The sequence below is a fragment of the Georgenia sp. Marseille-Q6866 genome, from assembly GCF_965111665.1.
Genome location: NZ_CBCOOR010000005.1, coordinates 170,970 through 191,571 on the forward strand (window position 1 = coordinate 170,970; position 20,602 = coordinate 191,571).

A 20,602-nucleotide genomic window follows, 5' to 3' on the forward strand; every position below is an offset into this window, starting at 1 on the left:
GCGACGAACGGCTCAGGTCCGCACCGCGCGCCGGAGCGGTCCGTCCACCCAGCCGGTGACCTCCCGCGGCGAGCGAAGGCGGACCACGACGAGCCCGGGCACCTGCCGCTCGAGGGCCGGCACCCGCGCGCGGAGCTTGGTGCGGGTGTGCACGGCCCAGCGCACGACGTGCTCACGGTCGGTGAGGACCGTCCACAGGGGCGGCTCCACGTTGCCGTTCCACAGCTCCTCCCGACGCAGCCGGCGGCGGAGCGTGCGCCGCGCGAGGCGGGGCAGGGTGACGGTGGTGAAGGGCAGGTCGAGCCAGACGAGGAGGTCGGCACGCTCGGCGAGGAGTGGCCGCGCATCGGCGTACTGCCACTCGGTGGTCCAGGCGTCCTGGGCGACGAGCGCGCGGACGTCGTCGAGGAACTGCGGGCGCGGCACCCAGCCGGGGCCGTGGAAGAGCGCGTCGATCTCCGTGTGCGGCGCGCCGACGACCGAGGCGACCCGCCGCGCGAGCGTCGTCTTGCCGGCGCCCGACACCCCCGCCACCAGCACGCGGCGCGGGCGGCGAGGGAGGGGGTCGTCGTGGCGCAGCACGCGCGGAATGCTACGCGGCGCGCTGCCCGGGCGGGACTACTCCGTGGCTCCGGCCATGAGCTGCCCGAAGTACTCCCCGACCGTCGCGTCGGCCCAGCTCCAGGCGTCCTCCCCGCGGAGCACGACGTCGCTGCCTCCGTCGCAGTAGATGGTCTGCCCCGCGCAGTGGCTGTTCTCCACGGACGTCAGCCAGATGCACAGGTTGGCGATCGACTCGGGGGGCTGGTGGTAGTTCAGCGGCATCGGCACGACGGCGTCGACGAAGGCGGTGGACTCGGGCGACGCGAGCAGCTCCTCGGTCATCGGCGTGGTGACGATGCCCGGGCCGACGGCGTTGAGCGGGATCCCCGCGCCGGCCCACTCCGCGGTGACCGACTGGGTCCGGACCCAGCGGGAGATCGCCCGCTTGGAGGAGGCGTAGATGAGGTTGCCGGTCTGCGGGTCCGCGGACAGCTGCTCGGCGATCTGCCGAGCCGCGGCCTCGTCCCCGTCGAGCAGCGCCTCGACGAGCGGCGGGTAGTTCGGCTGGAGCGAGGACATCGAGCTGACGACGACTGCCCGCGGCGCGGCGGACTGCGCCAGCGTGGGTCGCAGCGCGGTGAGGAACTCGGTGACGCCGTAATAGTTGACCGACACGGTCAGCGCGCTGGGGAGGGAGACACCGGCCGAGGCGATGACGGCGTCGACCGTCCCGCCGGTGGCCTCGAGCACCGCGGTGACCGCCTCCTGGCGCCCGGCGGGCGTGGAGAGGTCGGCGGTGACGTCCGAGCCGCGCAGGTCGACTCCCACGACGGTCGCTCCCGCCTCACGGAGCAGTCGCGCGGCGGCGGCGCCGATGCCTGAGCCGGCGCCGGTGATGACGTAGGTGCGTGCCATGGGATCCTCCGATGTTCGGTGTGGTCCCCACTCTTGCGGACCGGTGGCACCCGAACGACGGTCGAAGGTCCCGCGCACCCCCACAAAGCGCCGAGAGCTGGACTACGCGGGGCGCAGTCCAGCTCTCGGCGTACGGGCTTGGGTCTAGAAGTCCCAGTCCTCGTCCTCGGTGTCCACGGCCTTGCCGATGACGTAGCTGGACCCGGAGCCGGAGAAGAAGTCGTGGTTCTCGTCGGCGTTGGGGCTCAGCGAGGAGAGGATCGCCGGGTTGACGTTGGTCTGGTCCTTGGGGAACAGGCCCTCGTAGCCGAGGTTCATCAGCGCCTTGTTCGCGTTGTAGCGGAGGAAAGCGTTGACGTCGTCGGTGAGGCCGAGGGGGCCGTAGAGGTCCTCGGTGTACTGCTCCTCGTTGTCGTAGAGCTCCAGGAGCAGCTCGAAGGTGTAGTCCTTGAGCTCCTGGCGACGCTCCGGGGAGGCCGTCTCGATGGCCTTCTGGAACTTGTAGCCGATGTAGTACCCGTGCACGGCCTCGTCGCGGATGATGAGGCGGATGAGGTCGGCCGTGTTCGTGAGCTTGGCCCGCGAGGACCAGTACATCGGGGCGTAGAAGCCCGAGTAGAAGAGGAACGACTCCAGCATCACCGAGGCGACCTTGCGCTTCTCGGGGTCGTCACCGCGGTAGTACTCCATGATGATCGCGGCCTTGCGCTGGAGGTGCTCGTTCTCCTCCGACCACGCGAAGGCGCCGTCGATCTCCCGCGTCGAGATGAGCGTGGAGAAGATCGAGGAGTAGCTCTTCGCGTGCACCGACTCCATGAAGGCGATGTTCGTGTACACCGCCTCCTCGTGGGGCGTGACGGCGTCGGGGATGAGGCTGACCGCGCCGACCGTGCCCTGGATGGTGTCGAGCAGCGTGAGCCCGGTGAACACCCGGGTGGTCATCGTCTGCTCGGCCACGCTGAGCGTGTTCCACGACTGGATGTCGTTGGACAGCGGCACCTTCTCGGGCAGCCAGAAGTTCCCGGTCAGGCGGTCCCAGACCTCGACGTCCTTCTCGTCCTGCACACGGTTCCAGTTGATGGCCTGGACCCGGTCGACGAGCTTGAGCTTCTCCACGTGCATCTCTTCCTGTGCGTCTCGTTGCGGGGGGCGGTCAGTGCGGTGCTGCTAGAGCGTGCAGCTGACGCAGCCCTCCACCTCGGTGCCCTCGAGCGCCATCTGCCGCAGGCGGATGTAGTAGAGGGTCTTGATGCCCTTGCGCCAGGCGTAGATCTGCGCCTTGTTGAGGTCGCGGGTGGTGACGGTGTCCTTGAAGAAGAGCGTCAGCGACAGGCCCTGGTCCACGTGCTGCGTGGCCGCGGCGTAGGTGTCGATGATCTTCTCGGGGCCGATCTCGTACGCGTCCTCGTAGTACTCGAGGTTGTCGTTGGTCATGTAGGGCGCCGGGTAGTACACGCGCCCGAGCTTGCCCTCCTTGCGGATCTCGATCTTCGACACGATCGGGTGGATCGAGGAGGTCGAGTTGTTGATGTAGGAGATCGAGCCGGTGGGCGGGACGGCCTGGAGGTTCTGGTTGTACAGGCCGTGCTCCTTCACTGAGGCGGCCAGCGCGCGCCAGTCCTCCTGGGTGGGGATGTGGACGCCGGCGAAGAGCTCACGCACCCGCTCGGTCTTCGGCACCCACTCCTGCTCGGTGTACTTGGTGAAGAACTCACCGCTCGCGTAGGTGGAGCGCTCGAAGCCCGCGAAGGACCGGCCCCGCTCGATCGCCAGCTTGTTCGACGCGCTGATCGCGTGGAAGGCCACCGTGTAGAAGTAGATGTTCGTGAAGTCGATGCCCTCCTCCGAGCCGTAGTACACCCGCTCGCGGGCGAGGTAGCCGTGGAGGTTCATCTGGCCCAGGCCGATGGCGTGGGACTCGTCGTTGCCCTTCTGGATCGAGGGCACCGAGGTGATGTGCGTCTGGTCGGAGACCGCCGTCAGCGCGCGGACCGCCGTGCTGATCGTCTTGCCCAGGTCCGGGGAGTCCATCGCCTTGGCGATGTTGAGCGAGCCGAGGTTGCAGGAGATGTCCTTGCCGACCTCCGCGTAGGAGAGGTCGTCGTTGTACGACGACGGCGTGGACACCTGGAGGATCTCCGAGCACAGGTTCGACATGCTGATCCGGCCGTCGATCGGGTTCGCGGCGTTGACCGTGTCCTCGAACATCACGTACGGGTAGCCGGACTCGAACTGGATCTCGGCGATCGTCTGGAAGAAGTCACGCGCCTTGATCGACGTCTTCTTGATGCGGTCGTCGGCGACCATCTCGTCGTACTTCTCCGTCACGCTGATCTCGGAGAAGGGAACCCCGTAGACCCGCTCGACGTCGTACGGCGAGAACAGGTACATGTCCGCGTTCGTCTTGGCGAGCTCGAAGGTGATGTCGGGGACGACGACGCCGAGCGAGAGGGTCTTGATGCGGATCTTCTCGTCCGCGTTCTCCCGCTTGGTGTCGAGGAACTTCATGATGTCGGGGTGGTGGGCGTTGAGGTACACCGCACCGGCGCCCTGACGGGCCCCGAGCTGGTTGGCGTAGGAGAACGAGTCCTCGAGGAGCTTCATCACGGGGATGACGCCGGAGGACTGGTTCTGGATGCGCTTGATCGGCGCACCCGCCTCACGGAGGTTGGTCAGCGAGAGGGCGACCCCACCGCCACGCTTGGAGAGCTGGAGCGCGGAGTTGATGCCGCGAGCGATCGACTCCATGTTGTCCTCGGTGCGCAGGAGGAAGCAGGAGACGAGCTCACCGCGCGAGGACTTACCGGCGTTGAGGAAGGTCGGCGTGGCCGGCTGGAACCGTCCGGAGATGACCTCCTCGACGATGTCGAGCGCCACCTGCTCGTCCCCGGCCGCGAGCGCGAGGGCCACCATGACGACCCGGTCCTCGAAGCGCTCGAGGTATGTCTTCCCGTCGAAGCTCTTGAGCGTGTACGAGGTGTAGTACTTGAAGGCGCCGAGGAAGGACTCGAAGCGGAAGTCGAGGGAGTCGGCAAACTGCCAGACCCGGTCCAGGAACTCCGGGGAGTACTGCTCGAGCACCTCCTTCTCGTAGTAGCCCTCCTCGACGAGGTAGCGCAGGCGCTCCGCGACGCTCGGGAAGGTGACGGAGCTCGGCTCCACGTGCTGACGGAAGTAGGCGTCGACCGCCTGCCGGTCGGCGTCGAACTGGATGTTCCCGTCGGCGTCGTAGAGGTTGAGCATCGCGTTGAGGGCGTGGTAGTCGAGCTCCGGAGCCGCGCCCTGCGTCATGCCGATATCAGTGACCGTTGCTGCCAAAACTGTCCCAATCCCTCATGGACGCGCGAGACGTCCTCTGCTGTTCCGAGTAGTTCGAACCTGTACAGGTAGGGCACCTGGAGCTTCGCGGAGATGATGTCGCCCGCGAGGCAGTAGGCGGTGCCGAAGTTCGTGTTCCCTGCCGCGATGACCGCGCGGCACAGCCCGCGGTTGTCGACGTCGTTGAGGAACTTGATGACCTGGCGGGGCACTGCCCCGCGCTGGTTGCCGCCCCCGTAGGTCGGCACGATGAGCACGTACTCCTCATCCACGGTGAGGAAGGGCTCCGTCGGCCGCAGTGGGATGCGGTGCGCCTCCAGGCCCAGCCGCTCCACGAAGCGGTGCGTGGTCTGGGAGGCCGACGAGAAGTAGACGAGGTTTCCCATGTCACCCCCTCGGAAGTCGGTTGCGTCGCCGGGCCGGGGCCCGGCTGGTCTCGGCCGGGTCGCCGGGTGAGGGCGACCCGGCCGAAGTCTGTGGGTCAGACCGCGACGGAGGCGGCCTGCGCCGCCAGCGCCTTGATCCTGTCGGGCCGGAAGCCCGACCAGTGGTCGCCGTCGGCGAAGACCACAGGAGCCTGCTGGTAGCCGAGCGCCTTGACGGTCTCGAGCGCCTCGGCGTCGGTGGAGATGTCGACGACCTCGTACTCCAGCCCCTGCTTGTTCAGCGCGCGGTAGGTGGCGTCGCACTGCACACAGGACGGCTTGCTGAAGACGGTGATGCTCATCGGAGGATCTCCCCTCGGTTGCGATTCCCCGCCGGCGGAGGCGGTGGAACGACAGACGTGTAGTTCTCTGGACGACTGGGCACGACACTACACCTAGTGGTCCGGCTTCGGAACAACCCCAAGGTGTTGTGTCGGCGAGTCGCGTTTTCGGCGTGTCATCCACAGCCTGCCGCAGTTTCTGTGCATGACGCTCCTCTGCCTGGGGACGGCCTGTGGAGGCCGTATCGCCGCCTCGTCGGGCCCTGTCGCCACCATCCCACCGAGCACTGACATCCCCGGCGGCGGCCGTGTGTGCACACCCGTCCTCGGCGTGTCGTCCACAGGTGGTGGACAGACCTGAGGACAGCCGTCGAGATTGCCGTCGGTGCCGCGGCGGGTGGTGAAACCCACACGCACCTGCCGGAGACAGGCCCAGAGCCATCGCCCATGATGGGAAGCGTGAGGAAGATGAACGTCGAGAGCTTCAACCTCGACCACCGAGCAGTGAAGGCGCCCTATGTGCGCGTGGCGGACGCCAAGACGCTGCCGGGCGGTGACACGCTCACCAAGTTCGACATCCGCTTCTGCCAGCCGAACGTCGACCACCTCGAGATGCCGGTCGTGCACTCCCTCGAGCACCTCATGGCCGAGCACATGCGCAGCCACACCGACGCCGTCGTCGACATCTCCCCCATGGGCTGCCAGACCGGCTTCTACGCCCTCCTCCTGGAGACCGACCTGCCGGCCTTCCTCCCCCTGCTCGAGGCGACGCTCCGCGACGTCCTCGGTGCCGCGGAGGTGCCCGCCGCCAACGAGGTCCAGTGCGGCTGGGGCGCCAGCCACGACCTCGGCGGCGCTCAGGCGGCCGCCCGCGAGTTCCTCGACCGGCGCGACGAGTGGGAGCAGGTCCAGGCATGAGCGAGCTCTTCGGCGTCCCGGTCGCTCCCGGCGCCCCCCTCACGGCCCCGCTCGCGACCGTCGACGCCGTCGTCGTCGCTGCCATGGACGAGGAGATCGCGCCCTACGAGCAGCGCGCCGACAGCCTGGCCCACCAGCGGCACGTCGGGATGGCACGCTCCGTCATCGCGACCATCGGCGGACGCCAGCTCCTCCTCATCCGCTCGGGCATCGGCGGCGTCAACGCCGCGACGGCGACGGCCCTGGCCGTCCACGCCGTGCGCACCCCGCTCGTCGTCTCGACCGGGTCGGCCGGCGGCCTCGCCGACGGCGTGCGCGTGGGTGACGTCGTCGTCGGTGACGAGCACGCCTACGCCGGGGCCGACGCGACCGCCTTCGGCTACGCGCTGGGCCAGATGCCGGGCATGCCCGCCACGTACCCGGCGATCGACACCCTCGTCGACCGTGCGCGCAACCGCCCCGGCGTGCTCGTCGGCGCGATGATCTCCGGCGACTCCTTCGTCGACGGCCGCACCGTCGACGCGCACCGGGCGACGTTCCCGCGAGCGCTCACGGCGGACATGGAGACCACGGCCATCGCGCAGGTCTGCTACTCCTTCGGCATCCCCTACCTCGCGGTGCGGGGCGTGTCCGACCTGTGCGGGCCCACCGCCGGTGACGACTTCCGCCTCGCCGTCGACGACGTCGCCGCCCTTGCCGCCGACGTCGTCCTCGACCTCCTCGACGTCCCCGCCCCCGTCCTCAACGGCTGAGCCGCCACCGCGCCCTGTCACGAGCCGGCCGGTTCCCGGGACAACTCAGCTCTCGCTGGTAGGTGGTGGGGCCGACCGTAGGATCGGAGCGTGCTCACCTCCTGGTCCGCCCTGCTCCCGGTCATCGGCGTCATCGTCGTGCTCGCGGCAGGCGTGGCGGTGGTCGTCGTGCTCCTCGTGCGCCGCAGCACCCGCCCCGTGGAGCGCGGGCCCGTCGCCGCGCCCGGCCAGGCCGAGCGCAACGCGAGCGCCGGCCGTCTCGTCCACGAGCTCGACGACGCCGTCGCCCGGGCCGGCACCTCCCTGCACTTCGCCCGCCTCCAGCTCTCCTCCGCCGCGCCGGAGGAGCTGGCCGCCGCCGTCGAGGAGGCGCGGGCGAGCTCCGCGGCACTGGCCGCGACGCTGGCCGCCACCCGTGACGGTGCGGCGCACGGCCCGGCAGGCACGGAGGTCGCCGGGCGCCTCACCACCGCGCTCGGCCGCGCGGAGACCGCACGCACCCGCCTCGCCGCCGCGGAGACGCGGGTGGTCGAGGAGACCCGGCTGCTGGACCCGCCCACGCGCTGACGCCTCCTCGTGCCCTCGTCACGGCCCCTCGGTACTGTCGCCGCAGGACCCCGACGACGGAAGGACGCCCCCCGTGGCCACGCCGCCCGAGACCTCGCCCACGACAGGACCGGAGCAGCCCGTCGACGACGGGCCACGCCGCTGGTACCAGTCGATCCACCCGCCGGTGTTCTGGCCCTCCCTCGTGCTCATCCTCGCCTTCGTCGTCCTCGCCATCGTCGGCGGCGATGCGGTGGGGGAGGCCATCGGGACGGTGCAGAACGGCATCGTCACCTACTTCGGGTGGTACTACACCGCGCTCATCTCCGCCTTCGTCGTCTTCGCGCTGTGGATGGGGCTGAGCCACTTCGGCGACATCCGCCTGAGCAGGGACGACGAGGGGCCCGAGTTCCGGCTCGGGTCCTGGCTCACCATGCTCTTCGCGGCCGGCATGGGCATCGGTCTCGTGTTCTGGGGAGTGGCCGAGCCGCTCAACCACTTCGCCGGGATCCCGAACCGCGCCTCCCGGATCGTCGCCGGCGACGCCGCGGGGGCGCAGGACTCCCTGGTCATCACCTTCCTCCACTGGGGACTGCACCCCTGGGCGATCTACGTCGTCGTCGGCCTCGCGATCGCCTACGCCGTCCACGTGCGCAACCGGCCGATCTCCATCCGTTGGACCGTGGAGCCTGTGCTCCGCGACCGGGCCAAGGGCTGGCTCGGCGACGTCATCGACGTCATCGCGGTCGTCGGAACCGTCTTCGGCATCGCGACGTCGCTGGGCCTGGGCGTCACGCAGATCGCCGGCGGGCTGGAGTTCCTCGACATCATCTCCACGCCGAGCAACATGGTCCTCGTCCTCATCATCGGGATCGTCACGGGCATCGCGCTCTTCTCCGTCGTCAGCGGCGTGACGAAGGGGATGAAGTGGCTGTCGAACATCAACATGTCGATGGCGGTGGCGCTCATGCTCTTCATCGCCGTCACCGGCCCGACGATGTTCCTGCTCCGCGAGCTCATCCAGGCCTCGGGCGCCTACTTCCAGAACATCATCGCGCTGAGCTTCCGCACCTCCGCCCTCGCGGGCGAGCAGGGCATCGAGTGGCAGAGCTGGTGGACGGCCTTCTACTGGGGCTGGTGGATCTCCTGGGCACCGTTCGTCGGCGTGTTCATCGCCCGGATCTCCAAGGGGCGCACCGTCCGCGAGTTCGTCATGGGCGTCCTCCTCGTGCCGACCGTCTTCAGCTTCGTCTGGTTCACCGTGCTGGGCGGCTCAGGCCTGTACCGGGAGCTCTTCGGCGGCGGCGGGATGGTGCAGACCGACGCCGAGGGCAACGCCGTCGTCGACGAGACGAACACGCTGTTCTTCCTTCTCGACGACCTGCCGGCGGCCGGGCTCGTCATCGGGGTGGCGATCCTCATCGTCGTCCTGTTCTTCGTCACGTCCTCCGACTCCGGCTCCCTCGTCGTCGACATGCTCGCCTCGGGCGGCAACGTCGAGCCGCCGGTGTGGAGCCGGGTGCTGTGGGCGGTGCTCGAGGGCGCGGTGGCGGTGGCCCTCGTGCTGGCCGGCGGCCTGACGGCGCTGCGCGGCGTGGCCATCTCGATCGCCCTGCCGTTCAGCATCGTCATGATCGTCATGTGCTTCGCGCTCGTCCGCCAGTTCCGGGTCGAGCGGCACAAGACACTGCAGGCGGAGCTGCAGCTGCGCCGGGAGCAGTTCACCGCCCACGTGGCCCAGACCCTGCAGGAGGACGGGCTCCTCGAGGACGTGAGCACACCGGAGAGCCGCCCCCCGCGGCGTCGGCGTCGGCGCACCTGACGCCACGCAGCCCCGCGGTGCCCGCGGGCCCCGCCACAGCCGCTATGGTGACCTGGATCACGGCCGGCGGCGGGGCACCCGCAGGCTCCACCGGTCGTCAACGACGAAGATCGGAGCGACGTGAACTCAGTGCTGCTCGCGGCCATCGGCATCGCCATGGTCCTCGCCGGGTACTTCCTCTACTCCAAGTACCTCGGCAGCAAGGTCTACCGGCTCAACGCCAGCTTCCGCACGCCGGCCCACGAGCTCCAGGACGGCGTCGACTTCGTGCCGACGAACAAGTACGTCCTGTGGGGCCACCACTTCACCTCGGTCGCCGGGGCCGCGCCGATCGTCGGGCCGGCGGTGGCCGTCATCTGGGGCTGGCTGCCCGCCTTCCTCTGGGTCACGCTCGGTACCGTCTTCTTCGCCGGCATGCACGACCTCGGCGCGCTGTGGGCCTCGATCCGCAACAAGGGCCAGTCCATCGGCACCCTCTCCGGGCGCTACATCGGTGCGCGCGGCCGCAACCTCTTCCTCGTCGTCATCTTCCTGCTGTTGCTCATGGTCAACGCGGCCTTCGCCGTCGTCATCTCCGGCCTGCTCGTCAGCACCCCGACCTCCGTGATCCCGGTCTGGGGTGCCATCCTCGTCGCCCTCGTCATCGGGCAGGCGATCTACCGGTGGAAGCTCAACCTCGTCGCCGTCTCGGTCATCGGCGTCATCGCTCTCTACGCCCTCATCGTCCTGGGGGACAGCGTCCCCGTCGTCCTTCCCGACACGGTCCTCGGCCTGTCCGCCGAGGCCTTCTGGGTCGTCGTCCTCTTCCTCTACGCCGGCGTCGCCTCCGTCCTGCCCGTGTGGGTGCTGCTCCAGCCCCGTGACTACATCAACGGCCTGCAGCTCTTCGTCGGCCTCGGCATCCTCTACCTCTCGGTCTTCATCGCCTCGCCCGACTTCGTCGCCCCGGCGTTCAACAGCAACGTCCCGGAGGGGACGCCGAGCCTCGTCCCGCTCCTCTTCGTCACGATCGCGTGCGGCGCCATCTCCGGCTTCCACGGGATCGTCTCGTCCGGCACGAGCGCCAAGCAGCTGGACAAGGAGACCGACGCCCGCTTCGTCGGCTACTTCGGCGCCGTCGGCGAGGGTCTGCTCGCCCTCGGCTCGATCATCGCCGCGACCGCCGGCTACCGGACCCTGGCGGACTGGGAGGCGGTCTACTCCGCCTTCAACCAGGGCGGGGTCGCCGCCTTCGTCGAGGGCGGCGGGAACATCATGAACGCCGGGCTCGGGATCCCCGCCTCGCTGAGCGCGACGATCCTCGCGACCATGGCCGTCCTCTTCGCGGCGACGACGATGGACACCGGCATCAGGCTGCAGCGCTTCGTCGTCCAGGAGTCCCTCGAGCTGGCCGGCCTGCGGCTGGGCAAGGGGATCGCCACGGTGATCGTCCTCGTCGTGGGCATGGGGCTGGCCTTCGGCGCGGGCGCGGACGGCTCGGGCGGCATGGTCATCTGGCCGCTCTTCGGGACGACGAACCAGCTGCTCGCCGGTCTCACGCTGTCGATCGTCGCCGTCATCCTGCTGCGCAAGCGCCGCCCCGTCCTGCCCGTCCTCATCCCGCTCGTGTTCGTCATGGCGATGTCGCTGTTCGCGGCGATCGTCCAGGTGAGGACCTTCTACACCAGCGAGAACTGGCTCTTGCTCGTCCTCGACCTCGTCATCATCGTCGCGGCCATCTGGGTGATCCTCGAAGCGACCATCGCGATGACCAAGGCCCGCAAGTCCCCGCCCGAGACCGACGACGAGAGCCTCGCGGTGGAGACCAGCGTCGACGGATGACCGAGCACCCCGCCCGCCCGCCCGCGCGGGCCGCCTCGCGGCGGGCCTGCGCGAGCTCTACGTCGGCCCGTACCGACGCACCTTCGCGCGCGCCCAGCGCGACGAGGACGACCTCTTCATGATGATCGTGCTCGCCGAGGCGCTCGGCGTGCCCAACCCCGCGAGCTACTACACCGTGGAGCTGCTGCCCGTCATGTACGACCGCTTCCACGACTGGCACCGCCGCATGGGCATGGACCGCTCCCCGCTGGACCACCTCTCGTGCTGCTAGAGCTGGCCGCGCGGCGGCAGGTGCTCTTCGTCGGCGGGAAGGGCGGGGTGGGGAAGACGGCCGTCGCCTCCGCCGTCGCCCTCGCGCAGGCCCGGGCGGGACGGCGGGTGCTCGTCGTGTCGACGGACCCAGCCCACAACCTCGGGCACCTGTGGCAGCGGACGGTCGGTGACGCCGTCGTCCCCCTCGCCGACGGGCTCGAGGGGCTGGAGATCGACCCGGCGAGGACCACCGACGAGCACCTCGCCGCCGTCGGGCACACGATGCGCCGCCTCATGCCCGAGCACCTGTCCGGGGAGGTGACCAAGCACCTCGACCTCGCGCGCGACGCCCCGGGGACGCACGAGGCCGCCGTCCTCGAGCGGATCGCCGAGGTCCTCGAGGAGCCGCAGCACGACCTCGTCGTCTTCGACACCGCACCGTCCGGGCACACCGCCCGTCTCATGACGCTGCCCGAGACGATGTCGGCGTGGACCGAGGGGCTGCTGCGGCGGCAGGACCGCTCCGCCCGCTTCGGGGCGGCGATGAGGGCGATGGACGACGACGGCGCAGCCGCGGACATCGTCGGCACCGGTCGCCGGCGGGACCGCCGGGAGGACCGCGACCAGGAGATCCGCCGGATCCTCCTGCGCCGCCGGACCCGCTTCACCGCCCTACGCGACCTCCTGGCCGACGGCGAGCGCACGGCCTTCGTCATCGTGCTCGCCGCCGAACGGCTGCCGGCACTGGAGACCGTCGAGCTCTACGGGAGGCTGCTGCGCTCCGGCGTCGAGGTGGGGGCGCTCGTCGTCAACAAGCGCTCCCCCGCGGACCGTGGGGACTTCCTCGCCCGGCGGCACGCTCAGGAGGAGGTCCACCTGGAGACCGTCCGCACCGCGCTGCCGCACGTCCCGCTCGTCCAGCTGCCCCTGCTCGTGGAGGACGTCGTCGGGGAGCGCGCGCTCGCGCGCTTCGCCGAGGAGATCGCCCGCGCCCGCTGACCTGGCTCAGACGGCGTCGCGGCGGCGGAAGACGACGGCGCCGAGGACGACGACGACGGCGGTGAGGACGAGCAGGTAGACCGCGCTGTGCCCGAAGGCCAGCGCGTGCTCGGTGAGGTCACACATCGTGCCGCCGGCCTCGGTCGTGCACTCCTCGGTGTAGTACGTCGTCCCGTGCCGGACCCAGCCGTCGACGTTGGTGACCGGCATCCAGGGCGCGGTCCGTGGCACGAGTCCCTGGAGCATCTGGCTGGCGATGAAGCCGACGACCACGGCGCCCAGGACGCCGGCGGTGTGGCGCAGCAGGAAACCCAGCGCGGCGCCCACGAGCGCGCCGATGACCGCGAGACCAAGGATCCGCAGCGCCATCCACGCGGTGTCGGTCCACTGGGCGGCGCCCATCCCGGACGCGAGGTCGAAGTGGTCGGCGATCAGCCAGGAGCCGGCGGTGACGACGGCGACGGAGAGGACCGCCACCGGCACCACGCCGATGGCGGCCGCGGCCAGCTTGGAGGCGTACACCCGCAGGCGCCGCGGCTCGAAGCTCAGCCAGGTGCTCATCGCGCCGGTGCTGATCTCCGCCGCCGTGAAGGTCGCGCCGACGAGACCGACCGCGAACAGGAGGAAGGTCGACGCGGCGCTCAGCGAGGAGGGCAGGGTCTCGTGGAGCGGTGAGGCGGTGAAGACGTACCACTCGCGCTCCGGGGCGGTCATGCCCTCGCAGCCCCAGTCGACGTCCTCGCCGAGGCGCTCGGCCTCCGCGGCCTCGTCCTCGAGGCACTGGGCCCTGTCCTCCTCGCCGTGCTCCTCCCAGTACGCCAGCTCCTGCTGGTACATCTCCTCGGCCATGGCGAGGTCCGCGTCGGACATCGGCTGGGAGGAGTCCCACGCCGCCCACAGGACGAGCAGGGACGCCGCGAGCGCACCGAGCATCGTGAGGACGACGAGGCGCCGGGAGAAGAGCCGGCGCAGCTCGACACGCAGCAGCCGCATCATGCGGGGTCACCGCCGTCCGTCGTCGGGCCGGGCGTTCGGCCGTGCCGACCGCCGGAGCCCTCGTCCAGGCCCTGGCCGGCGGTGAGGTCGAGGAAGACGCGCTCGAGGTCGACCCGCTCGGCGGTGAGCTCGCTGACGTACAGGCCCTGCTGCGCGAGCAGCTCCGTCACCCGTGCCGGGTCCTGCACCCCGCGCACCCGCAGCAGGCCGCCGTCGACGCGGACCCGCAGGCCGGCACGGGTGAGGACCTGCTCGGCCGCCGGAAGGTCTGCGACGCCCACCTTGATCGCGCCCGCCTCGGAGCGCGCGCCGATGACGTCGGCCACCCGTCCCTCGGCGAGCAGCCGGCCCCGCCCGATGATGGAGACGGTGTCGGCGACCTGCTCGACCTCGGCGAGGATGTGGCTGGAGACGAGGACAGTCCGGCCCTCGTCGCCGAGGCGGCGCATCGTCTCGCGGATCTCCCGGATGCCACCGGGGTCCAGGCCGTTGGTCGGCTCGTCGAAGATGAGCAGGTCGGGGGACTTGAGGAGCGTGGCGGCGATCGCCAGGCGCTGCTTCATGCCCAGGGAGTAGGTCTTGTACCGGTCCCCCGCCCGCTCGGACAGCGCCGTCGACTCGAGCACCTCGTCCACCCGGCCGCGCGGCGCCCCGATGGCACCGGCGAGCAGCTCGAGGTTGCGGCGCGCGGTGAAGGTGGGGAAGAACTTGGGCGACTCGACGATCGCGCCGACCCGGCCGATGACGTCCGGCAGCCGCTTGGGCACCTCCTGGTCGAAGATCCTCATCGACCCGGAGTCGGGGCGGATGAGACCGAGGAGCATGCGGATCGTCGTCGTCTTCCCCGAGCCGTTGGGACCGAGGAAACCGTGGACGCCGCCGACCGGCACGTGGAGGTCAAGGTTCTCGACGCCGACGCTGCCCCCACCGCGACGGCGGTAGGTCTTGCGCAGCGCGGAGGTGTCGACCGCGAGGTCGCTCATGGGGGCTCCAGGGGAGGACGAAGACGGCCGACGAGAGCCAGCCTTGGGGGAGGCTACCGGCTCACGGCCCGGCCGGACGGCGCTTTCGCGCGCGTCGTCGACAGGTGGGCGCACGCGCACGGGGCGCACAGCCGTGCGTACGGTGGGTGCGGACCACCACCGGAGGGAAAGGGCAGGACCCATGGGACTGCGACGCATCGCGATCGCCGGCTACGGCAACCTCGGCAGGGGCGTAGCCGCCGCCGTCGGGCAGAACGCCGACATGACGCTGCACGCCGTCTTCACCCGCCGCGACCCCGCGACGATCGAGCCGCCCACGCCGCAGACCCCTGTCCTGCGCTGGGACGAGCTGCTCGACCACCGCGGCGAGGTCGACGTCCTCGTCCTGTGCGGCGGTTCCAAGGACGACCTGCCGCAGCAGGGGCCCGAGCTCGCTGCGCACTTCACCACCGTCGACAGCTTCGACACCCACGCCCGCATCCCCGAGTACGTCGCAGCCGTCGACGCCGCGGCACGGGCGGGCGGCAACACCTCGATCGTCGCGGTGGGCTGGGACCCGGGGATGTTCTCCCTCAACCGGCTCCTCGGTGAGGCGCTCCTCCCCGAGGGTGAGACGTACACCTTCTGGGGACCGGGACTGAGCCAGGGGCACTCGGACGCGCTGCGCCGCGTTCCCGGGGTGGCTGCCGGCGTCCAGTACACGGTCCCCTCGCCCGCCGCCATCGACGCGGTCCGCAGCGGCTCCCGCCCGACGCTCGAGACCCGTGAGAAGCACGTCCGCGAGTGCTACGTCGTCCTCGAGGACGGCGCCGACGCCGCGGAGGTGGAGCGGGCCATCGTCACGATGCCGCACTACTTCGCCGACTACGACACGACCGTCACCGTCATCACCGCGGAGGAGCTCGCGCGCGAGCACGCGGACATGCCCCACGGCGGCTTCGTCATCCGCAGCGGCACCACGGGCGGCGGACACGACCAGGTCGTGGAGTACCGGCTGCAGCTGGGGAGCAACCCCGAGTTCACCGCGAGCGTGCTCGTCGCGTACGCCCGCGCCGCGGCCCGGCTCAACGAGCGCGGCGAGACGGGAGCCCTCACGGTGCTCGATGTCGCGCCGTCACTGCTCTCGCCGAAGCCGGTCGAGCAGCTGCGCGCCGAGCTGCTCTGACCCGGAATCCCGGCCCTCTACGTCGAAAGTAGGAGTCCTCCTCCGAAGGTTGTGCTAATGAACTGTGCGCATCGTCCAAACGTATGGCTAACCTCACAACGCAAACGCCTTGTCCCTCCATGGCCACGGCCGCAGACTTCATCCGTTCGCATGGATCTGCGACCCCCGAGCTTCGGCTCGGTGACTCCCATGGAGGGAACCCCAATGGCTTCGACTGCTTCGATGTCCCGCTCGGCCCGCTACGCACGTTGGCTCGCCGTCCCCGTCGGCCTCGTCATCAGCGCCGTGCTCATCTGGCAGGCGTCCTACGCCGCCTTCACCGACACCACGACCAACGAGGACAACACCTGGACCGCGGGCTCGGTGACCATTACCGACAACTACGCGGAAGCGCCGATGTTCAGCATCGAGGACCTCGTCCCGGGCGATGACGACGCGGAAGAGATCACGGTGACCTACAGCGGCACCCTGGACGCCGAGGTGAGCTTCTACAGCGAAGGCTTCGCGTCGACGCCGGCGCCGGAGGGAGAGAGGCTCGCCGACCACATCGACCTCCTCGTCGAGGGCAGCGCCGGTTCCGCCTTCGACGAGCGGGCGAAGGGCACGATCTTCGCGGGCACGCTGGCTGAGTTCGCTGCTATGGACTCCTTCGACAAGGGACTGAAGTACCCCGTCGGTCCCGAGCAGCCGTACAAGCAGGGCACCTTCCGTTTCACCTACAAGGTCGCCGAGGACGCTCCCCAGACCGTCCAGGGACACACGGTCGACCTGAGCTTCGTCGTCGAGGCGCAGAGCACCTCCTGACCGCCCCGCACCCGGGAAGGAGCACGCCGTGAGCGACGCGCCCCCGAACCGGTGGGTCCGCCACGCCGTCGCGCTGTGCGCACGGTCGGCGCTGGCCACCCTGGCCGGCCTCCTCGTCTGGACGGTGCTTCCGGTCCTCATCGGCTGGCAGCCCTCCGTGGTCCTCAGCGGTTCGATGGAGCCGGCGATCCGCATGGGTGACGTCGTCGTCACCCGTGAGGTCCCCGCGAGCCGCTTGCGCCCGGGCCAGGTCCTCCTCGCCGATGCCCCCGGCGAGGAGGGCAGCCGGCTCCTCCACCGCTTCGACAGCACCGACGACGACGGCGGCCTCCTCCTGCGCGGTGACGCGAACGACGCGCCGGACACCCTGCCTGTCACGGCGGACGCCGTCCACGGCGTCGGCGTCCTGCGCGTGCCGTGGGTGGGGCTGCCGTACGCGTGGGCGGCGCAGGGCCGCTACCCGCCGATGGTGCTCACGGTGCTCGGCGTGGGCGCCTGCGTCCTCCTCGGGAGGGTCCGCGAGCGCGACGGCCGCCACCGCTCCCCCGCTCACGCGGCTCCAAGGCGAACCTGGGGCCCGGTGAGCGGGGCGGCTCTCCTCGCGGTGGCCGTCCTCTCGTCGGGCGAGGCCGAGGCGACCTTCCACTCCACCCTCAGCTACCCGGTGACCTTCACCACCCAGGCCCCCGCCACCCCCTGACCCGATTGCGTCGCCCAGGACGCAGGCGGACCATGGCCCCCATGGCTTCCGAGGACCCGGCAACCGCAAGCACGTCACCCGCAGCGCCTGGAGGCAGCGGAGAGGTCGGTAGCTTCCTCGGCCAGCCGCGCGGCCTGGCGAACCTCTTCTCCGTCGAGCTGTGGGAGCGGTTCTCCTTCTACGGCATGCAGGGCATCGTCCTGCTCTACATGTACTTCGAGGCCACCCAGGGTGGTCTGGGGATCGACCGGACGGTCGCCGCCGGGATCGTCGGCGCCTACGGCGGATCGGTCTACCTCTTCTCCATCCTCGGCGGCTGGGTGGCCGACCGTCTGCTCGGCTCCGAGCGGACGATGTACGCCAGCGCCGTCCTCATCATGCTCGGGCACGTCGCGCTGGCAGTCGTGCCCGGCGTGGTCGGACTCGGCGTCGGTCTCATCCTCGTCGCGATCGGTTCCGGCGGCCTCAAGGCGACGATCACCAACCTCGTCGGCGCCCTCTACACGGCCGACGACCCCCGCCGCGACGCCGGCTTCTCGATCTTCTACATGGGGATCAACATCGGCGGCCTGCTCGGCCCGCTCCTCACCGGGATCGTCCAGGAGGCCTGGGGCTTCCACCTCGGCTTCGGCCTCGCCGCCGTCGGCATGGCGATCGGGCTCGTCCAGTACTCCCTGGCCCGCCGCCACCTGCCCCACCCCACCCGCCGGGTGCCCGACCCGCTGCCCCGTGAGATGTACGGGCGGTACGGGGCGATCGCCGTCGGGGCCGTCGTCGTCATCGTCGTCGCCGCCCTCACCGGCCTGCTGACCCCCGGCAACCTGGCCGACGTCGTCGTCGTGGCCACCGCCGTCGCCGCCGTCGTCCTCTTCGCGATCCTGCTCACCAGCCCGAAGGTCAAGGGCGACGAACACTCGCGGGTGGTCTCCTTCATCCCTATGTTCGTCGGATCGGTGGCCTTCTGGGCGCTGTTCCAGCAGCAGTTCACGGTGATCACGATCTACTCCGAGACGCGCCTCAACCGCGAGGTCGGGGGCTGGACGATGCCGATCCCGTGGGTGCAGTCCTTCAACCCGGCCTTCATCATCCTGCTCGCGCCGGTGTTCGCAGCCCTGTGGACGCGGCTCGGCCGCCGGCAGCCCACGACGCCGGTGAAGTTCAGCCTCGGCGTCATGCTCATGGGCGCCGCATTCCTCATCTTCCTGCCCATGGCCGGCACGGCCGCGGTCCCGGTGCTCTGGATCGCGCTCATCATGCTCGTCGCGACGTGCGGTGAGCTCCTGCTGTCCCCGGTGGGCCTGTCCCTGTCGACGAAGCTCGCGCCCAAGGCCTACCCGGTGCTCATGGTGTCGCTGTTCTACCTCTCCGTGGCCCTGGGCACGGCGCTGTCCGGCTCACTCGCCGGCTTCTACAGCGAGGACAACGAGGTGGCCTACTTCGGGACGCTGGGCGCCGTGACGATCGGCATCGGGCTGGTCCTGCTCGCCCTGGCGCCGCGGATCACGCGGGCCATGCGCGGCATCAGATGAGCTGGCGGCCCTCGCGACGGGCCTCGCGCCAGTCGCGGTAGAAGCCGCGGGCGATCACGAAGAGCACGACCGCCACGGCGGCGGGCCACATGAGGACGTAGAAGGTGAGCATGTCTGCCTCTCAGTGGGTCGGGGTCGGGGCGGGGGCGTCGACGGCGTCGTCACGCTGGTCGAAGTCACCGGTACGGCGGGCGATGAGCGAGAAGTCGAAGTTCTCCCGGCTGCGCAGGGACACCGCCACGCACACGAGCGTGCTCACCGCGTAGGCCACCAGCGAGGCGCTGAGCACGGTGTAGTCGTGGAGGAACCCGATCCCGAAGGGGGCCACGACGACGGTCGCCACGGTCCCGACCGCGAGCGCCACGCGCAGGCCGAAGAAGCCGAAGCACATGAGGCCGAGGACGACGCCGACGCCGATGACGGCGAGGACGTCGACGAGGAGACCGACCGGGCCGCTCATCGGGACGAGCTCGAAGCGGACCGGCACGAAGAGCGCGATGGCGCTGAGCGTCGCGACGGTGAAGGCGGCGTTGGTGACCCGGCCCCAGTAGAAGCTGGCGATGACCGGGAAGACCAGGGCACCCCACAGCGCGCCGACGAACACGAGCAGCTCGAGGATGTTCATCTGCCCGCTGGCGAAGTACAGGCCGGCCGCCGTCGCCACGATCATCGTCACCCGCCCGACGAGGAGCATCGTGCGTGGGTTCGCGTGCTTCCGGCCGGCGACGTTCTGGCCGTAGACGTCGGCCATCATGATCGAGCTCAGCGCCGAGAGATCGGAGTCGGCGGTGGAGGACAGCGCACCGATGATCATGATGAAGAAGACTGCGAGCAGCACCGGGCCCAGGTAGGTGGTGGCCAGCTGCGGGATGAGGTTGTTGACGTCCCCGCCCGCCGGCTCGATCCCGAGGTACAGGGCGAGGACGCCGAGCATCCCGATGCCGATGATCGTCGCGCCGTAGCCGACGGTCGCCGTGACGAAGGTGGGCTTCATGAGGTCCTCGCGGACGGCGAAGAGCCGCTGGGCGATCGTCTGGTTGCCGATCGCGTAGGCGAGGACGGCCGCGATGTACGGCGCGCCCTGGTTGAGGAAGGCGTCGGAGGAGAAGAAGCTCTGCTGCTGCGGCGTCACGTGCGCGGCCGCGCCCTCGGCGAAGATCGCCGGGCCACCGGCGGCGAAGAAGATGACGGGGATGATGACGACGACGGCCCCGAGCATGGCCATCACCTGGGTGAAGTCGGTGAGCACGGAGGCCCGGAAGCCGGACCACAGCGTGTAGAGCAGCACGCTGCCCGCAATGGTGACGATGCCCTGCTGGAAGCTGAAGGGCGAGAGCATGGCGACGAGCGCCCCGCCGGCGATGAAGTTCGAGGTGAGGCTGATGACGCTGCCGAGGACGTTGGAGCCGGCGAGCATGAGCTGGCTCGAGCGGCCGTGGCGGGCGTACATCACCTCCGCGAGGGTGTGCGCGCGGGGGGCGACCGTCCGGATACGCCGGCCGAAGGGATAGATGAACAGGATCATCAGCGCGCCCCACAGCCCGTAGTGGATGGGGCCGGACACGCCGTAGGTGTACCCGGCGGTGGCCGAGGCGTACATCGAGGACGCCCAGATCCACGTCGCCGTCATCGACGCCGCCGAGACGCCGAACCCGATCTTCGAGCCGGCCGTCATGTACCCGTCGGCGTTCTCGTTCTTCTTCCTGATCGTGAAGGTGATGAGCAGCGTCCCGCCGTAGAAGAGGACGAGCAGCGCGATGATGAGGGGAGCGCTCAGCTGGCCTGCGGTTCCCTCGGGACTCATGGACTTCCTCTCCTCGGCGGGCCCGGACG

The 20,602-nt window shown here is 70.1% G+C and carries 21 protein-coding genes; 11 read left to right on the top strand and 10 right to left on the bottom strand.

All coding sequences use genetic code 11. From position 1 onward, the window contains the following. Nucleotides 1–12 precede the first annotated feature (12 nt). The 6 genes from ACWPXV_RS06480 to nrdH all read right to left on the bottom strand — a co-directional run bounded on the left by ACWPXV_RS06480 (nucleotide 13) and on the right by nrdH (nucleotide 5,503). Nucleotides 13–582 carry an AAA family ATPase gene (locus tag ACWPXV_RS06480; protein WP_454084463.1) on the bottom strand — a complete coding sequence of 190 codons (570 nt, stop codon included), beginning with the start codon at nucleotides 580–582 and terminating at the stop codon, nucleotides 13–15. Nucleotides 583–618: 36 nt separating this feature from the next. Further along, a complete protein-coding gene (locus ACWPXV_RS06485) occupies nucleotides 619–1,458 on the bottom strand; it encodes an SDR family oxidoreductase (protein WP_454084464.1) in 840 nt (279 codons plus the stop codon). Nucleotides 1,459–1,602: 144 nt separating this feature from the next. Then, on the bottom strand, nucleotides 1,603–2,580 hold the full coding sequence (gene nrdF / locus ACWPXV_RS06490) for a class 1b ribonucleoside-diphosphate reductase subunit beta (RefSeq protein ID WP_454084465.1): 978 nt from the start codon (nucleotides 2,578–2,580) through the stop codon (nucleotides 1,603–1,605). A gap of 45 nt (nucleotides 2,581–2,625) precedes the next feature. Then, nucleotides 2,626–4,749: a class 1b ribonucleoside-diphosphate reductase subunit alpha gene (gene nrdE / locus ACWPXV_RS06495; protein ID WP_454084466.1), complete on the bottom strand. Its 2,124-nt coding sequence runs from the start codon at nucleotides 4,747–4,749 to the stop codon at nucleotides 2,626–2,628. Beyond that, the gene (gene nrdI, locus ACWPXV_RS06500; RefSeq protein ID WP_454084467.1) at nucleotides 4,746–5,162 is read right to left on the bottom strand and encodes a class Ib ribonucleoside-diphosphate reductase assembly flavoprotein NrdI; all 417 of its coding nucleotides are present in this window, start codon (nucleotides 5,160–5,162) and stop codon (nucleotides 4,746–4,748) included. Before nrdI ends, nrdE begins: the two co-directional genes overlap by 4 nt. Before the next feature lie 95 nt (nucleotides 5,163–5,257). Next, a complete protein-coding gene (gene nrdH / locus ACWPXV_RS06505; RefSeq protein ID WP_454084468.1) occupies nucleotides 5,258–5,503 on the bottom strand; it encodes a glutaredoxin-like protein NrdH in 246 nt (81 codons plus the stop codon). 447 nt (nucleotides 5,504–5,950) lie between these two features. Here nrdH and ACWPXV_RS06510 point away from each other — a divergent pair, with 447 nt between their 5' ends. The 7 genes from ACWPXV_RS06510 (at nucleotide 5,951) to ACWPXV_RS06540 (ending at nucleotide 12,592) form a co-directional block, all read left to right on the top strand. Beyond that, nucleotides 5,951–6,400 carry an S-ribosylhomocysteine lyase gene (locus tag ACWPXV_RS06510; RefSeq protein ID WP_454084532.1) on the top strand — a complete coding sequence of 150 codons (450 nt, stop codon included), beginning with the start codon at nucleotides 5,951–5,953 and terminating at the stop codon, nucleotides 6,398–6,400. Then, complete coding sequence (mtnN, locus tag ACWPXV_RS06515; protein WP_454084469.1) at nucleotides 6,397–7,152, top strand: 5'-methylthioadenosine/S-adenosylhomocysteine nucleosidase; 756 nt, start codon at nucleotides 6,397–6,399, stop codon at nucleotides 7,150–7,152. The genes ACWPXV_RS06510 and mtnN overlap by 4 nt, the downstream gene beginning before the upstream one ends. Nucleotides 7,153–7,242: 90 nt before the next feature. Beyond that, nucleotides 7,243–7,719, top strand: a complete 477-nt coding sequence (locus tag ACWPXV_RS06520; protein ID WP_454084470.1) for a hypothetical protein — start codon at nucleotides 7,243–7,245, stop codon at nucleotides 7,717–7,719. 73 nt (nucleotides 7,720–7,792) lie between these two features. Continuing rightward, on the top strand, nucleotides 7,793–9,520 hold the full coding sequence (locus tag ACWPXV_RS06525) for a BCCT family transporter (RefSeq protein WP_454084471.1): 1,728 nt from the start codon (nucleotides 7,793–7,795) through the stop codon (nucleotides 9,518–9,520). Between the two features lie 120 nt (nucleotides 9,521–9,640). After that, on the top strand, nucleotides 9,641–11,341 hold the full coding sequence (locus ACWPXV_RS06530) for a carbon starvation CstA family protein (RefSeq protein WP_454084472.1): 1,701 nt from the start codon (nucleotides 9,641–9,643) through the stop codon (nucleotides 11,339–11,341). Nucleotides 11,342–11,387: 46 nt separating this feature from the next. After that, on the top strand, nucleotides 11,388–11,612 hold the full coding sequence (locus ACWPXV_RS06535) for a cory-CC-star protein (RefSeq protein ID WP_285884065.1): 225 nt from the start codon (nucleotides 11,388–11,390) through the stop codon (nucleotides 11,610–11,612). Next, nucleotides 11,603–12,592 (top strand): ArsA family ATPase, encoded by a 990-nt coding sequence (locus ACWPXV_RS06540; RefSeq protein ID WP_454084473.1) that lies wholly within the window; start codon nucleotides 11,603–11,605, stop codon nucleotides 12,590–12,592. Before ACWPXV_RS06535 ends, ACWPXV_RS06540 begins: the two co-directional genes overlap by 10 nt. Before the next feature lie 6 nt (nucleotides 12,593–12,598). Here the strand turns inward: ACWPXV_RS06540 and ACWPXV_RS06545 are convergent, their stop codons facing one another. Further along, the gene (locus tag ACWPXV_RS06545; protein ID WP_454084474.1) at nucleotides 12,599–13,588 is read right to left on the bottom strand and encodes a hypothetical protein; all 990 of its coding nucleotides are present in this window, start codon (nucleotides 13,586–13,588) and stop codon (nucleotides 12,599–12,601) included. After that, nucleotides 13,585–14,571, bottom strand: coding sequence for an ABC transporter ATP-binding protein (locus ACWPXV_RS06550; RefSeq protein ID WP_454084475.1), 987 nt, complete (start codon nucleotides 14,569–14,571; stop codon nucleotides 13,585–13,587). Before ACWPXV_RS06550 ends, ACWPXV_RS06545 begins: the two co-directional genes overlap by 4 nt. A gap of 181 nt (nucleotides 14,572–14,752) precedes the next feature. Here ACWPXV_RS06550 and ACWPXV_RS06555 point away from each other — a divergent pair, with 181 nt between their 5' ends. The 4 genes from ACWPXV_RS06555 to ACWPXV_RS06570 all read left to right on the top strand — a co-directional run bounded on the left by ACWPXV_RS06555 (nucleotide 14,753) and on the right by ACWPXV_RS06570 (nucleotide 18,769). After that, the gene (locus tag ACWPXV_RS06555; protein WP_454084476.1) at nucleotides 14,753–15,736 is read left to right on the top strand and encodes a diaminopimelate dehydrogenase; all 984 of its coding nucleotides are present in this window, start codon (nucleotides 14,753–14,755) and stop codon (nucleotides 15,734–15,736) included. Nucleotides 15,737–15,940: 204 nt separating this feature from the next. After that, the gene (locus ACWPXV_RS06560; RefSeq protein WP_454084477.1) at nucleotides 15,941–16,540 is read left to right on the top strand and encodes a TasA family protein; all 600 of its coding nucleotides are present in this window, start codon (nucleotides 15,941–15,943) and stop codon (nucleotides 16,538–16,540) included. 28 nt (nucleotides 16,541–16,568) lie between these two features. Then, nucleotides 16,569–17,240, top strand: a complete 672-nt coding sequence (locus ACWPXV_RS06565) for a signal peptidase I (RefSeq protein ID WP_454084478.1) — start codon at nucleotides 16,569–16,571, stop codon at nucleotides 17,238–17,240. 41 nt (nucleotides 17,241–17,281) lie between these two features. Continuing rightward, the gene (locus tag ACWPXV_RS06570; protein WP_454084479.1) at nucleotides 17,282–18,769 is read left to right on the top strand and encodes a peptide MFS transporter; all 1,488 of its coding nucleotides are present in this window, start codon (nucleotides 17,282–17,284) and stop codon (nucleotides 18,767–18,769) included. On the opposite strand, the gene ACWPXV_RS06575 is transcribed toward ACWPXV_RS06570, so the two are convergent. Next, nucleotides 18,762–18,881, bottom strand: coding sequence for a putative transporter small subunit (locus tag ACWPXV_RS06575; protein WP_454084480.1), 120 nt, complete (start codon nucleotides 18,879–18,881; stop codon nucleotides 18,762–18,764). The genes ACWPXV_RS06570 and ACWPXV_RS06575 overlap by 8 nt on opposite strands. Before the next feature lie 9 nt (nucleotides 18,882–18,890). Then, entirely contained in the window at nucleotides 18,891–20,573 is a 1,683-nt protein-coding gene (locus tag ACWPXV_RS06580; RefSeq protein ID WP_454084481.1) for a sodium:solute symporter family protein, read from the bottom strand. Nucleotides 20,574–20,602 lie beyond the last annotated feature (29 nt).